The 14599-nt window shown below is 51.6% G+C and carries 12 protein-coding genes; 11 read left to right on the top strand and 1 reads right to left on the bottom strand.

Annotation, left to right across the window (positions count from 1 at the left end):
- From cobI to AB3N00_RS20550, 11 genes are all read left to right on the top strand, one after another.
- Window positions 1–717: a precorrin-2 C(20)-methyltransferase gene (cobI, locus tag AB3N00_RS20600; RefSeq protein ID WP_413036260.1), complete on the top strand. Its 717-nt coding sequence runs from the start codon at window positions 1–3 to the stop codon at window positions 715–717.
- On the top strand, window positions 714–1511 hold the full coding sequence (cobM, locus tag AB3N00_RS20595) for a precorrin-4 C(11)-methyltransferase (RefSeq protein WP_413036259.1): 798 nt from the start codon (window positions 714–716) through the stop codon (window positions 1509–1511). Before cobI ends, cobM begins: the two co-directional genes overlap by 4 nt.
- Window positions 1504–2592: a cobalt-precorrin 5A hydrolase gene (locus AB3N00_RS20590; RefSeq protein ID WP_413036258.1), complete on the top strand. Its 1089-nt coding sequence runs from the start codon at window positions 1504–1506 to the stop codon at window positions 2590–2592. Before cobM ends, AB3N00_RS20590 begins: the two co-directional genes overlap by 8 nt.
- Window positions 2593–2690: 98 nt before the next feature.
- Window positions 2691–4190, top strand: coding sequence for a cobyrinate a,c-diamide synthase (locus AB3N00_RS20585; RefSeq protein WP_413036257.1), 1500 nt, complete (start codon window positions 2691–2693; stop codon window positions 4188–4190).
- Between the two features lie 170 nt (window positions 4191–4360).
- Window positions 4361–5080, top strand: coding sequence for an SDR family oxidoreductase (locus tag AB3N00_RS20580; RefSeq protein WP_413036256.1), 720 nt, complete (start codon window positions 4361–4363; stop codon window positions 5078–5080).
- Between the two features lie 220 nt (window positions 5081–5300).
- Window positions 5301–5939 (top strand): ThuA domain-containing protein, encoded by a 639-nt coding sequence (locus AB3N00_RS20575; RefSeq protein ID WP_413036255.1) that lies wholly within the window; start codon window positions 5301–5303, stop codon window positions 5937–5939.
- Window positions 5940–6011: 72 nt separating this feature from the next.
- On the top strand, window positions 6012–6392 hold the full coding sequence (locus AB3N00_RS20570) for a phasin family protein (protein ID WP_413036254.1): 381 nt from the start codon (window positions 6012–6014) through the stop codon (window positions 6390–6392).
- The gene (locus AB3N00_RS20565) at window positions 6393–8063 is read left to right on the top strand and encodes an ABC1 kinase family protein (protein WP_413036253.1); all 1671 of its coding nucleotides are present in this window, start codon (window positions 6393–6395) and stop codon (window positions 8061–8063) included.
- Between the two features lie 539 nt (window positions 8064–8602).
- A complete protein-coding gene (locus tag AB3N00_RS20560; protein WP_413036252.1) occupies window positions 8603–10051 on the top strand; it encodes a SulP family inorganic anion transporter in 1449 nt (482 codons plus the stop codon).
- A 204-nt stretch (window positions 10052–10255) separates the two neighbouring features.
- The gene (locus AB3N00_RS20555) at window positions 10256–11830 is read left to right on the top strand and encodes a DEAD/DEAH box helicase (RefSeq protein ID WP_413036251.1); all 1575 of its coding nucleotides are present in this window, start codon (window positions 10256–10258) and stop codon (window positions 11828–11830) included.
- Between the two features lie 356 nt (window positions 11831–12186).
- Window positions 12187–13359 carry a hypothetical protein gene (locus AB3N00_RS20550; protein ID WP_413036250.1) on the top strand — a complete coding sequence of 391 codons (1173 nt, stop codon included), beginning with the start codon at window positions 12187–12189 and terminating at the stop codon, window positions 13357–13359.
- Window positions 13360–13564: 205 nt separating this feature from the next.
- Here AB3N00_RS20550 and AB3N00_RS20545 read toward each other — a convergent pair whose 3' ends face one another.
- On the bottom strand, window positions 13565–14497 hold the full coding sequence (locus AB3N00_RS20545; protein WP_413036249.1) for a hypothetical protein: 933 nt from the start codon (window positions 14495–14497) through the stop codon (window positions 13565–13567).
- Between the last annotated feature and the right edge of the window lie 102 nt (window positions 14498–14599).

The raw sequence follows: 14599 nt of genomic DNA, 5'->3' as shown, positions 1-14599 counted from the left end.
ATGAGTACGGCAGCAGTAGGTACGCTGTATGGCGTGGGCGTTGGGCCGGGAGACCCGGAACTGATTACGGTCAAGGCATACCGGATGATCCGGGAATGTCCGGTCGTTGCTTACCCGAAGAAGCGCAAAGGCGGTAAATCGTATGCCCACGAGATCGTGGAATTGTATGTAAACCCGGATGAAAAAGAGATGCTTGGCCTAATCTTCCCGATGACCAAGGATCCGGTTGTGCTGGAACGGGAATGGGGCAAGACTGTGGAAGCGTGCTGGGCTGCACTGAAGGAAGGGAAGGATGTCGCTTTTGTTACAGAAGGTGATCCGAACCTGTACAGCACATTTATTCATCTCGCCAGGCTGATGCGGGAGCTGCATCCTGAAGTGCCGATTAGTTCGATTCCAGGCATCTCATCCGTGTTGGGTGCAGCGGCAGCACTGGATATCCATCTGGCAGACGGAGACGAGCAGGTGGGCATTATTCCGGCTACGGCAGATAAAGAAGCGATGAGGCAGGCGATCGAGCATCACGATACGATTGTATTTATCAAGGTGGCGAAGGTGCTTGACCCGATGCTGGAACTGCTGGACGAGATGGGACTCGGCGGCAAGGCTTCGGTTGTGACCAAAGTCACTTCTCCATATGAACTGGTCTGGCGCGATGCCCGTGAACTGAAAGGGCAGGAGCTGGAATATCTGAGCCTGATGGTGGTGAGCAAATGAAGACATTGGAACCGAAAGTCTATATCGTTGGCGCAGGCCCGGGCGACCCGGAATTGATTACGGTGAAGGGTTCGAACATTTTGAGAAGTGCGGATCTGGTGCTGTATACGGATTCCCTGGTGAATGATGAACTGATCGCCACCGCGAAGCCGGAAGCAGAAGTGCTGAAAAGCTCGGGTATGGACCTGGAGCGCCAAGTCGAGCTGATGTGTGAAGCCATTCGTGCAGGCCGGAGCGTAGCTCGAGTGCATACCGGCGATCCGGCGATGTACGGCGCAATTTTGGAGCAAATGGTGTTGTTAAAGCAGCAGGGTGTGGAATATGAGATCATTCCAGGTGTGAGTTCAGTTTTTGCTTCGGCAGCTGCATTGGGGGCGGAACTAACCGTACCGGAACTTACGCAGACGGTGATCCTTACACGTGCAGAAGGGCGTACGCCTGTGCCTGAGCGGGAGAAACTGCGTGATCTGGCGTCCCATCACTGTACCGTGGCGCTCTTCCTGAGTGCGACGCTGGCGAAGAAAGTCGTGGTTGAATTCCTCGCCGCAGGATGGAGTGAGGATACACCGGTGGCAGTCGTGCAGCGGGCAACCTGGCCGGATCAGAAAATTGTACGCACGACACTTGCCAACCTGGCAGCCGACCTGCGTGCCGCAGGCATCACGATGCACGCCATGATTCTGGCCGGCTGGGCGCTGGACCCCGATCTGGTAAATCGGGATGCTCACCGTTCCAAGCTGTACGACAAATCCTTCACCCATGGTTATCGCAAAGGAGTGAAGTCCGGTGAGTAATCCGTTTGCAGCCGTTGCCATTACAAAACATGGCGTGGAGATGGTGCGCAATCTGGCTGGACAGTTTCAGGGCACGGACGTATTTTATATGAGCAAGTTTGCCCGAGGAGACGAGGAGCAGCTGGGTTATCAGCTGTTTGAAGGCTCGGTGAAGCTGATTTTGCCTGATTTGTTCAAGCGCTATAATGGCATCATCCTCTTTATCTCTCTAGGTGCGGTCGTGCGAATGATCGCTCCACTGCTCGTGGACAAAAAAGTCGACCCTGCCGTGTTGGTCATCGATGACCGCGGCGAGAACGTCATCAGCGTACTATCCGGCCATCTCGGCGGCGCAAATGAACTGACTCGTCAGGTCGCGGAAGTACTCGGCGCACGTGCGGTGATCACAACGGCTTCAGACGTTCAGGGAACGATTCCGGTAGATATGTTCGGCCGGGAACTGGGATGGGTCGTGGACAGCTTCGACAAGGCAACACCTGTCAGTGCGGCTGTTGTGAACGAGGAGCCTGTTGCCCTGATTCAGGAGACAGGGGAGCGGAACTGGTGGCGATATAACAAACCCGTACCCGATCATATCCGCGTCTTCAGCAGCATGCAGGAAACCGAATCGTTTCCGTTCAACGCAGCGCTGGTGGTCAGCGACCGCCTGCTCACAGAAGATGAACAAACGCGATTCCTTACGAACGGGGTACTGTACCGTCCGAAAAGTCTCGTGCTGGGCATGGGCTGCAATCGCGGCACATCCATGGAGGAATTGGAGCAGGAAGTACTCGCGACATTGGAAGAGTTGTCCCTTTCGGTGAAGAGTGTGCGCAACGTAGCGACGATTGACCTGAAAAAAGATGAAGAAGGCCTGCTGGCTCTGTGCGCCAAGTACGGCTGGGAATTGGTGACGTACTCGCCGGCCGAGCTGAATACGGTTAAGTTTCCGAATCCGTCCGAGACCGTATTTAAATATACCGGAGCATATGGTGTGAGCGAGCCTGCGGCATTACTCTCTTCCGGAGCTAATCACTGGCTGCTGGAGAAGAAAAAAAGCGGCAACTTGACGATTTCCGTAACGAGAATTCCGTTCGACTAAATAAATTTTGCTTCATTATATGAAGCTGCATGTATCGTGTAACCGCATCGTTTCTTGGTGCGGTTTTGTTATATCGAAGAAAAAGGTGGGATTTGAAGATGAACAATTCCAATAAAAATGCCAGACCTCGGTTGATCATCGCTGGAACCGGTAGCGGTGCCGGGAAAACAACGGTGACCCTCGGCCTGATGAAAGCACTCGCCCAGCGCGGATTGCGTGTACAGGGCTTCAAATGCGGCCCGGATTATATTGACCCTACCTACCATACTGCCGTCACAGGAAGAGCATCTCGCAATCTGGATGCATGGATGACATCTCCCGAGTATGTTCGGAATACGTTTGCCAAGGCTTCAGCGGGACATGATATTTCCATCATAGAAGGCGTCATGGGATTGTACGATGGCAAAGATCCGCTCAGCAATACGGGTTCTACAGCGGAGATTGCTCTCGTAACACAAACCCCGGTGATCCTGGTCGTCGATGTCCGCAGCATGGCTCGCAGTGCGGCTGCAATTGTGCTTGGTTTTCAACAGCTGGAGCCTGAATTGAACATTGCAGGTGTCATCGTCAATCGCTGTGGAAGTGCTGGTCACTACAGCATCGTGAAGAAAGCGATTGAGCAAATGTGCGGCATTCCCGTTGTAGGCTGGCTGAAGCGGGATGAAGATATGTCCATTCCGGAGAGACATCTGGGGCTGGTTCCTGCCATTGAGCGCGGCGAACTTGAACCGTTATTTCAACGGGCTGCTGACGTACTGCTGGAAGGAACCGATCTGGACATGATTCTGGAGCTTGCAGCGAGTGCGCCGCCTTTGGAGGGAAACACGTCAGACCACATCGATAGCGCGGTGGAAAGTCATGTTTCCGGAACATACGGTACGAAGCCCAATGCCCGTGAGGATGTCAGTTCTGGATCAGCGGGAGAAGAGGAAACGAACGCCAATATGCGTCCTGTCATCGCTGTTGCACGTGATGCTGCGTTTAATTTCTACTATCCGGACAATCTGGAATTGCTTGAAGCAGCGGGTGCTAAGCTTGCCTATTTCAGTCCGCTTGCTGGTGAGGGCATTCCATCGGATGCGGATGGCATTTATCTTGGAGGGGGCTTCCCGGAGGAGTTTGCAGCTGTAATTGCAGGGAACGAGGTATTCTTAAGTGGGCTGCGTCAGGCAGTGCGCAGTGATATGCCTCTGTTTGCAGAGTGTGGCGGATACATGGTGCTTGCCGAGACGCTGACCGACAGGCAGGGTTTAACCCACAGCATGGCGGGCATTATTCCTGCACAGGTGCAGATGCAAGCGAAGCGAGCGGCACTCGGGTATCGCGAGGCAAGCGCAGTTCAGGACTCTTTTTTACTGAAAAAAGGAGAAGTGCTTCGGGGTCATGAGTTCCACTATTCGACAATGACCTATCGGGAGGAAGACACCATTCCTTATGCGTATGAGACCAAGGGATTACGGGGTCTGAAGCAGGAGGGATATGCCTCAGGTCATATCGTTGCCGGGTATACGCATGTCCATCTGGGTTCATACCCTGGTGCAGCACGGAGATGGGTAGAGCATTGTTTGACGTACAGATTAGGAAAAAGAGGTCAGTAACGAGGATGGAATCCGGTTATAAGTCGCAAAAATGAGGGGGTAACTCCTGAACAAGTCTCATGAGACTTTGGTCGTGAAGTTCAGCTTTCCTGTATACAATTAAAGGTTTTTGCCTGACCATGTGGAATGAATTATAAGACAGAGTAGCCTGCCGAAGGAGGGATAGTAAGATGAAAACCGTATGTGTAACCGGGGCAGCCAGGGGACTTGGACTCGCTTTGACGGCACAAATGCTGAAGAGAGGTTATATTGTTTATGCAGCAGGTCTCGATGTGGAAGAATCCGAAGGGATTCGTCTGCTTACGCAAGCTTATCCGGAGCATCTCCGAGTCATCGAGCTGGATATTTCCGACGATCTATCGGTTGCCCTGTTTACCGAAACGCTCAAACTGGATACAGAACATCTGGATATGCTGATCAATAATGCGGCTATACTAGGGAATATTACGGACCACGTCCGTGGGCCGTTAAATTTTGCAGAGATGGCGGAGGTATTCAACGTGAATACCTTGGGTTCGCTGCGTGTAACTCATGCACTGCTGCCCCTCCTTCTTCAGGGAACCAGCAAGCTGATTGTGGACATTTCTTCGGAGGCAGGCAGTATTGAGCAATGCAGCAGGCATGGCTGGTTTGCCTACTGCATGTCCAAATCTGCGCTGAACATGCAGGCCCGTCTTGTGCATAACGGTCTGAAGGATGAAGGTGGACAAGTCATGCTGATTCATCCCGGGTGGGTGCAGAGCTATATGAGCGGGGAACTGAATACCGCCGCAGACCTCACGCCAGAACAATCGGCACAGCATATCGCAGCGCTCATCGACCGTCATAAGGAGTTTATGGGCGATCAGCCTGCGTATGTAGACTACAAGGGGGACGAGCTTCCCTGGTAATCTTTGTTTATAAATTGAGTCTGATTTTACACTATAACGGAGAGCGCAGAACCAATCTGGAGAAACGAAGTGCTCGGTTTATCCCTAGATTTTCCCATTTGTAAAAGGATTCAAAAAAATCTGGGATAACAGCGATCGTAAGATGGTTCTGCAATCGGAGTGAACTGTGTAGAAACTTTTCTCATTTTATATAGGTTTAACTTGAAAGGAGTTTTTATTAATGGACCATCGTAAAAAGGCATTGTTACTCGGCGATTATACACATCCGGACTGGCATCCGCTGCAGGATGTTGACGCAGAGATCAGCCGTATTTTTCATGATAGCATGACCGTGCAGTGCAGCGAGAATCGCAACATGCTGCTGCAGGAGAATATATCCGGATTCGACGTATGTATCTCATACATGGATGATTGGAAAGGAAAAGTCTCTCCTCAGCAGACAGCCGGACTGCTGTCCTACGTCAGTAACGGAGGTGGACTGGTCATTCTACATAACGGGATTTCGCTCCAAAATCGTTATGAGCTCAAGCAGATGATTGGTGCCAAGTTCCTGCACCATCCACCGTATGCCCCGCTGGAGTTTACCGTAACAGAACATAAACATCCCGTGACTGAGGGAATCACTGGATTCACCATGGAAGAGGAGCCCTATCTGTTCGAGTTCGGATCATTTGCAGAAACGACCGTTCTGCTTGAATACCAAACCGAGGATGGACCTAAACCGGCAGCCTGGGCGCATACCTATGGGCTGGGCCGGATCGTTTACCTCATGCCAGGACATCATGTGCCTTCTTTTGCACACGAATCCTATCGCCAGTTGATTTTGCAGGCAGGCAAATGGGCAGCGCGTTACGTGTAACCTGACCGATTCTTTGTTGTGCTGGTTATAAAGGGTATAATATAGAGATCAACGAAGAGGAGGATGACAGGAATGAGCGATTTGTTCAAAAAGGCGATCTCGTTAGGGTTGGGTCTCACCGTCGTAAGCAAGGAAAAAATCGAAAAAACCGTAGATGATCTGGTCAAGCGCGGGGAACTTGCGCCCGGAGAATCCAAAGCTTTGGTAGAGCGTCTGATGGAACGGGGCGACGAAGAACAGGGCCAGCTCAAGCGAGTGATTCATGAGCAGGTCAAGCGAGTGCTTCAGGAAGTTGGTGTACCGTCCGAGAGTGATGTAACCAGTCTGGAACAGCGCGTTGCGGTACTGGAGAAAAAGCTCGCCGAACTGGGTCACACACCACAGCTTCAACCAGATGCATCCCCAGCTCCACTTGAAGTTCCTCCTCCGGCTAAAGGAAACGAGATCGAGTAGATGGCTGTGCGAATTAAACATGTCGGCAGATACCGGGAAATTGCCATGGCGCTGGTGCGTCATGGCTTCGGTTATATGGTCGAGGAGCTGGGCCTGTTCCAGCTGCTGGCCATACCCCGGCGGTGGATGTCACGTGAAGCACATACAACCAAAACGCTGAGTGAACGAATCAGGCTTGTGCTGCAGGAGCTGGGGCCGGCTTTCGTCAAGCTGGGGCAACTGGCAAGCACAAGAGCAGATTTGCTGCCTGAGCCGGTCATCCGCGAACTGGTGAAGCTGCAGGATCAGGTGCCACCGTTTTCTTCGGAGACGGCACGGGGTATTTTGGAACAGGAATTGGATACACCGCTGGAAGAGATCTTTTCCCGGTTCGAGGATACCCCTGTAGCTGCAGCCAGCATTGGACAGGTGCATCTGGGCAAGCTTCGAAGCGGTGAGGCGGTAGCCATCAAAATACAGCGCCCCGGCATCTCGCGAATTGTACAGCGTGATCTGGATATTTTGCGTGAGCTCACAGCTATGGCCGAGAAGCGATGGGACTGGGTGAAGCAGTACCAGATTCCGCAAATGGTGGAGGAGTATGCCCAGGCCCTGATGGCTGAACTGGATTATACGGTCGAGGGGCGGAATACGGAAAAGATTGCTCAGCAATACCAACAGGACAACAAGGTCAAAATCCCGTTAATCTACTGGGATCAGACCTCCTCTCGCGTGCTGACCATGGAGTATGTGGAGGGCATCAAACTGAATGACCGTGACGAACTGGTCAGACGTGGACATGACCTGAATGACATTGCTCAGCGGCTGGTGGATTCCTTGTTGAACCAGATCTTTATTCATGGATTCTTCCATGCCGATCCGCATCCCGGCAATCTGATGGTGCTCAAAGATGGACGACTCGCTTTTATCGACTTCGGCATGGTGGGAAGTCTAAGCGATGAGATGAAGCAGCAGCTGGCTTCGCTCATCATCGGGCTGATGCGCAAGGACACGGACAGCATGATCCGGGCGATTGAGAAACTGGGCATGATGCCTGATGATATGGATCTCCGCGGTCTTCATAATGATCTGGACAAGCTGCGCAGCAAATATTATGACATTCCTTTTTCCAAAATCAGCGTGGGTCAGGCGCTCAACGATCTGTTTGGTGTCGCTCAAAGGCATCGGGTCGTTATGCCAGCTGATATTGTGCTGCTGGGAAAATCGCTGCTCACGATGGAAGGTGTAATTGAGCATTTGGATCCATCCCTCAGCATTGTGGACATGGCGGAACCCTTCGGGCGCAAACTGCTTAAGGAACGCTTCAGCCCAAGCAGAATCAAGAACAGGCTGTTCCGCAGTGCTGCAGATATGGCCGAAAGCGTGATTGGTCTACCAGGGCAACTGAGGCAGCTGTCTTCCATTATCAGCAAAGGCAAGCTAAGGCTGGAGATCAGCGTTCCTGAACTGGACGCGCTCATGCGGAGACTGGACCAGATCAGTAACCGGTTGTCTTTCAGCATTGTGCTGCTTGCGTTCTGTATCATTATGGTCGGACTCATTATTGGTTCTTCCATAAGTCATCAGTCAACGATGCTCTGGGATATCCCGGTCATTGAAATCGGCTTTCTGGTCGCCATTCTGATGGTAGCATTCCTGCTCTATTCCATATTTAAATCGGGAAAATTCTAGATTCACTTTGTGATGAGAGAGTCGTTAACGCTTCTTGGTGAAGGAGCATTAGCGGCTCTTTTTGTTAAACGGAAAATAATCCCTACTGCATCCCGCAGATAAACAGAGCATAGTCGAGGAATAGTATAAAAAATAGAGATATTTCAGGATTATATACCAATTACGAAGACATATCCTGTTCGTGCAGAGAACACATTCTGTCTATAATAATAGGTCAGTACATAACGGACCCGGTTTTTCTGAGAGGGGAAGACCAGAGGCATCAGAATCAGGATCAAGGTGTCTTACAAGCTAGAACCTGAATGTTGCAGCAGAATCATATGGAATGCGCTGGAACGGATAAGACGGGATCGCCATGATTTCGGGGGATTTTCCCGGGATGATGAGCAGCTTACATTCAACACGTACAGACTATGATGCGGAAGGAGTGTTCCGTTGTTTTGTGCTGTCTGTCGTGGTTGGTCAGTGATGGTCCATACTGCTGCGATTCAGGTAATCAACCCAAGAGGTTAACCATGTAGGAGGAACGGCAAGAACATATGAATACGTTAAAACAACAATGGTTTGGTAACATTCGCGGAGACGTGCTGGCAGGCATTACGGTAGCGCTGGCGCTTATTCCGGAAGCCATTGCCTTCTCCATCATTGCGGGCGTTGATCCGATGGTCGGATTGTATGCATCCATTACAATTGCCATCGTGATCTCGATTGCGGGCGGCAGACCGGGAATGATCTCGGCTGCAACGGGCGCCATGGCGGTACTAATGGTTGGTCTCGTCAAAGATTACGGCGTGGAATACCTGTTTGCGGCTACGATATTGACGGGTATTATTCAGTTTATTTTGGGGATTTTCAAGGTTGGAAAGTTCATTACGTTTGTGCCTCACTCGGTCCTGACCGGATTTGTGAACGCCCTGGCGATTCTGATCTTTATGGCGCAGCTGACGCATTTCACGGGAGCGAACTGGATCATGTATGCGATGGTAGCGGGTACTCTTGCGATCATCTATATTTTGCCACGGTTTTTCAAGAGTGTTCCAGCGCCGCTGATTGCCATTATTATCATGACCATTATTACAGTAGTGTTCCATCTGGATGTGAAAACGGTGGGCGACATGGGGAATTTGACAAGTACCCTGCCGATGTTCCATTTGCCGAATATTGCATGGACATGGGACACGCTGATGATTTTGCTGCCTTATTCATTTACCATGGCGCTGGTCGGTTTGCTGGAATCCCTGCTTACCGCTACGATCGTGGATGAAATGACCGAGACCAAAAGCAGCAAAAACCGTGAGGTGCGTGGTCAAGGGATTGCGAACTTCGTCAACGGTTTATTTGGCGGCATGGGCGGCTGTGCCATGATTGGACAATCCGTCATCAATGTGAAGTCTGGCGGACGGGGACGGCTGTCTACGTTCACTGCAGGAGCCTTCCTGGCCATCTTGCTGCTGCTGCTCAGCGGAGTGGTGAAACAGGTGCCGATGGGTGCGCTGGTTGGCGTCATGTTTATGGTGTGTATCGGGACATTTGACTGGAGCTCTATCAAAAATATTGCACGTGTCCCTCGCGCGGAAGCATTAGTAATGGTGATTACGGTGGTTATTGTCGTCATTACCAACGATCTATCCATCGGGGTACTGGTCGGCGTTGTGCTCAGTGCCCTGCATTTTGGATGGAAACAGGCCAAGATTCGTGTTCATTCCAGTCAGGAGCAGGGACATAAGGTATATCGGGTTCATGGACCGTTCTTCTTCGGTTCTTCGTCCCGCTTTGTGGATGAATTCAATGCCGAGGCTGATCCGGAGGAGATCACGATTGATTTTGGCGGGTCCCATATTTGGGATAACACCGCGGTGGTCGCCATTGGCAAGGTGAAATTCAAGTATGCGAAACTGGGCAAAACGGTGCATCTCCGCGGACTGAACGAGGAGAGCTCGCGTTTGCTGGAGAGAAGCGGATTTGCGGCTTCGCAGAGCCACGGTTAATCCGTATAAATAACCTGTAGGTCATAAAATACAATAAAAGGGTACCGGAACAGGTCCGGTGCCCTTTTGTTTTGCTGGACAAACGTGTAAACTACACGGTATGGAGAAAAAGAGCAGACGGACTGATTGCTTTTTGAAAATCCATTTCATGGGGAATAATACGTGAAATGGGCTTATCTAAATGAACATACAGAGGTGTAACGATTGGCAAACTTTGAACAACTGGGCATTCGCCCGGAATGGTGCGAGATTCTGAAACATCAGGGGATCGCCGTGCCGACACCGGTACAGGAGCGTTCAATTCCCGTACTGTTAGGCGGACGTGACATTATTGCTGAGGCACAGACAGGCACAGGGAAAACGCTGGCTTTTTTGCTGCCGATTATTCAGAAAATCAACGTATCGGATCGCTCGCCGCAGGCATTAATCATCGCGCCTACGCGTGAGCTGGCCCTGCAAATTACAGAGGAAGCGAAGAAGCTGACGGCAAATGACGATAAGCTTCATGTGCTTGCTGTATATGGTGGACAGGACGTGGAGAAGCAGCTGCGCAAACTGCAAAATGGTACTCAGATCGTCATCGGTACACCGGGACGTCTGCTGGATCATTTGCGCCGTGGCACGCTGAAGCTGGATAACGTGAGAAAATTGGTACTGGATGAAGCCGACCAAATGCTGCACATGGGCTTCCTGGATGATGTGGAGACCATTCTTCGTGAACTGCCACACAAACGTCAGACGATGCTGTTCTCGGCAACGATGCCGAAGGGCATTCGCAACTTGGCGAAAAATTACATGAAAGATCCTGAAGATGTGAAGGTATCTTCGAAATCGGTTATCCCGATCAATCAGATTCGTCAGCAGGTGCTCGAGTGCACGGATCGTGGCAAGTTTGATGCACTTCGCGGCATGATTGATACGTATCGCCCATATCTGGCGATTATTTTCTGCCGGACCAAGCGTCGTGCATCCAAACTGAATGAAGATCTGCGCGAAGCAGGATACGAAAGCGACGAGCTTCATGGGGACCTCTCCCAATCCAAGCGTGAGAATGTCATGAAAGCGTTCCGCGACGCGAAACTGCAAATTCTCGTTGCTACCGATGTGGCGGCACGCGGACTGGATGTTGAAGGCGTAACGCATGTATTCAACTATGACATTCCACATGACGCGGAAAGCTATATTCACCGGATCGGTCGTACGGGTCGTGCTGGCGGGACGGGCCTTGCCGTGACGTTTGCAACACAACATGACAGACCGGAGCTTGCGCGTATTGAGGAAGGAACCAATCAGAAGCTGACCCGTATCCAGTGGACGAGCGAAGGTCCGGTTGCCTCAACCGGAGCAGCGAGACGTTCCATCAACAGTCAAGGTGATGATGAACGTTCGGGTGGACGCTCCGCCGGGACAGGCAGTGCCCGTCGCGGCGCAGGCCGTAACGGCCGCAGTGAAGGCGGACGTGGAGGCCGTGGCTCCCGCGGCGGTGAAGGTGGACGCAGCGGTGGTCGCAGCGGCGGCCGCAGTGGCGACGAGCGCAGCGCAAGCCGTGGATCGGCACGCAGCGATAGCCGCGGTGCGGGTCAAGGCGGGCGCGGTGCGGGTCGCAGCGGCGAGGAGCGCAGCAGCGGCTGGGCTGGCCGCAGCGCGGACAAGCGTAACGCAGGCCGCGGCGGTGAAGGCGGCCCGGGCAAGCAGGGACGCGAGGGCAATCGCCGGCCGGATTCCGCAGGACGCGGACCGGCCAGAGGTGACCGCCGCGATTCTCGTCGCGGACGGTAAACCTTGTCGCCAGCGGCGGTGCAGCCGTGCTGAGCGATGGGTTTGACGCCATGCAGAGGACAGCAGCATGGCGAGAATATGAGAGGACTCGGGTACAGATGTACCGAGTGCTCGGTGTAAGGGTCGCGACGAATTTCGTCGCGACCCTTTTTTCATAGGCAGCATTGCACGCAACGCCCTTCCTTCTGGAACGTATTGGATACATATGTGAAAATAAGTGTTTGATTCATTGCTCGGATGCCATGGTGCATATGTGGAGAATGCGGGTATGCAGGAAGTGGGGAATTCCGTCTGACAATGGCATGAAGAGAAAGGCAGATTAGGAGTACATACCGAATTTCATCAAGGAGGCGGATATGATCGAATACGATAATTCCCAGAACAACGTCTCAGAGCTGATAGAGAGACAAAGACCGATAAGAGCATCCGTTAAATCGAAGCTGACCACAAACAGGGCTATGGGGATCGCGATGGTTGTCGTGCCTCTGCTGCTGATTGTAATCTATTTTTCTGCGGCGACCTGGTTTCTGCTTGGTCTTGTTCCATTTGGTGCTGTGATGTTCTATCGTTCCATGCAAGCTTTGCGGATGGAGTCTTGGCGGGATAACCACCCGGCATATACGAAAATGGATCAGAACGAGGTAAGCTACGTCACTTGGACTCCTCATTCTTACACATCTGAGGATAACCGATTTGAAATATCCCACATTCAACATGTATATTACGGCCGGCATGCCGTGGAGAATATGCATTTTTATATGGAGAGAACCCCGGAGACAGCGATTATGCTGCCCGTCATTCACTTTGTTTATGACCAAAACATGAAGCGGAGAGTCCACAGCGTCTCTTTTCTGGATGATAAGGATGCAGAGACATGGCTGGAACGTCTAACCTCGCTGGGGGTTCAGCTGAAGTTTACGGCAGAGCCCACTTCAGACCGAATGTCAGAAGTAGAGCTGCTGGATAAGCTCCTGAATGACAGGGATCAAAAGCCATTTGTGTTTAAGGGGAATGTGGACGGGCAATTTTACACTTACTTGGACAGGGTGGATGAAGAGTTTAGCAGAGCTTATGAAGAAGGCACTCTGTCCAAAGAAGAGGAAGAAGAGTTCTTGCAGAGAGTGCGAGCATATCAAGAAAAGGAACGTAACTCCTCGGCATTCAGGAATGTCGGTTTAGGCTGGTTTGTATTTCTTCTTCAGTGGGGAGTCGCTTATTACCTGGGCTTGGAGGCAATGCAGGGGAAAATAGATGCGGAACACTGGCTAACACCCAGTATCTGCATCATGGGGTTGAGTGTGCTGTTTTTTGTATTGGTCAAAAGGCTGCGCTGGAAACAGATTCTCATCTACGGCATAGGTTCCTTTATAAACTTGCTTGTCGCAAGTATGGTCCTTGAGCTTCTGGATCATACGGAGCCTGCGGCCGAATTGTACGTCTCCCTGTATTCAAGCGTTTTATTGTGCTCGGTACTGCTCTGGATCCCATACGTTCTGATCTATCCATTGAAGGCACGAAAGAGAGAATGACATGGCAGACAGATCACGAAGTTGTTATTAAACCATTTGGAAAAAGCACCTTATTCTCAAGAGAGAATAAGGTGCTTTTGGGTTGAAGAAAGGTTATTGTTTTTCAAGGGATGCTCCTGTACTGCCTTGTCCCAAAATCGATGCAGGGGCTTGCAGACATTCCATCGTCTATATTTTAGGGAATCATTTTGCACTAAAACACCTATTAGGAATGGATATCTGCATAGTCATTCCGATATTTCTCGTTATACACTCTCCCAACGGATTCGGCCAGACCGCCACGTGCCTTCCCTGGATACAGCTCAAGGGTTCGATACAGCCGCATAAACCGGTCTTTGGGCATAAAGCGAGCGTAGCGGGTAATAAGACTTGGGAACAACTCAATATATTTGCTTTTGCGCACGGCGGCAGCTGCTACGGCAGTCAAAATCTGAATTCCATTGTGCAGCTGCAAAATGTTAACTTCGTATGTGGCAATATACCGGATTGCATCCTCACGAATCAACTCCGGTTTAAGTCTGGCAATTTCGCCGATATACTCGGCCAGCAGCCGCTCGAAGCTGCGCAGCAGCAGAGGTTGAAGCTGCAGATCCATATCACTGCGCAGCACGAAGGATTGCAGCAGGGCAACCTGCTGAAGACGAATCCGGTCGTTGTAGACAAGTGAACCAATCTCGCGAAGCATCTCGTAAGCGAGCGCCTCGTCTTCTTTGCGGGCTTCGGCCACGAGAGCCCAGTTTCGGTTGATGCCCTGACGGATATCCTCCCGATCTTCGTTTAACATGCGCTTCATTTGCCGGTTTTGCTGGGCTGGGAAGGAACGGTGATGCATGAAGATAAGCCATCCGACAAGCAGCAGGGTTACCGTGGCTGCCAGCATGGTCTGATCTGTGGTTTCGCCAAAATAGGTGGCTGCAGCTCCAAGTAGGGCGGCCAGGAACAGATCGCGAGCGACCCGGCGTTTCACCCGTGATCCGGCACGCTCCTGGATAGAAACCAGGGCACTGCGACCGCAGGAAGTACACTCCTCTTCCCACAGGCAGGTATACTGCCCGCAACGCTTGCAGACATGCAGCTTTTCAAAAGCATGTGTCGTTCGCTTAAAAGGTCTGATGGATACCACTTGTTTGGTACTCATACTTAATCACGCTCACCATTCAGTATAGTGTATAGGGTACGGTCCGAATCTTCCCGTGTCACGGGCTTGCGGCCCTGGAAATAAAGGGAGACCCCTTTTATA

The organism is Paenibacillus xylanilyticus (assembly GCF_047246825.1).
GTDB lineage: Bacteria > Bacillota > Bacilli > Paenibacillales > Paenibacillaceae > Paenibacillus > Paenibacillus xylanilyticus_B.
The sequence above is the reverse complement of the archived record's forward strand: the minus strand, read 5'-3'. Positions and strand labels throughout refer to the sequence as shown.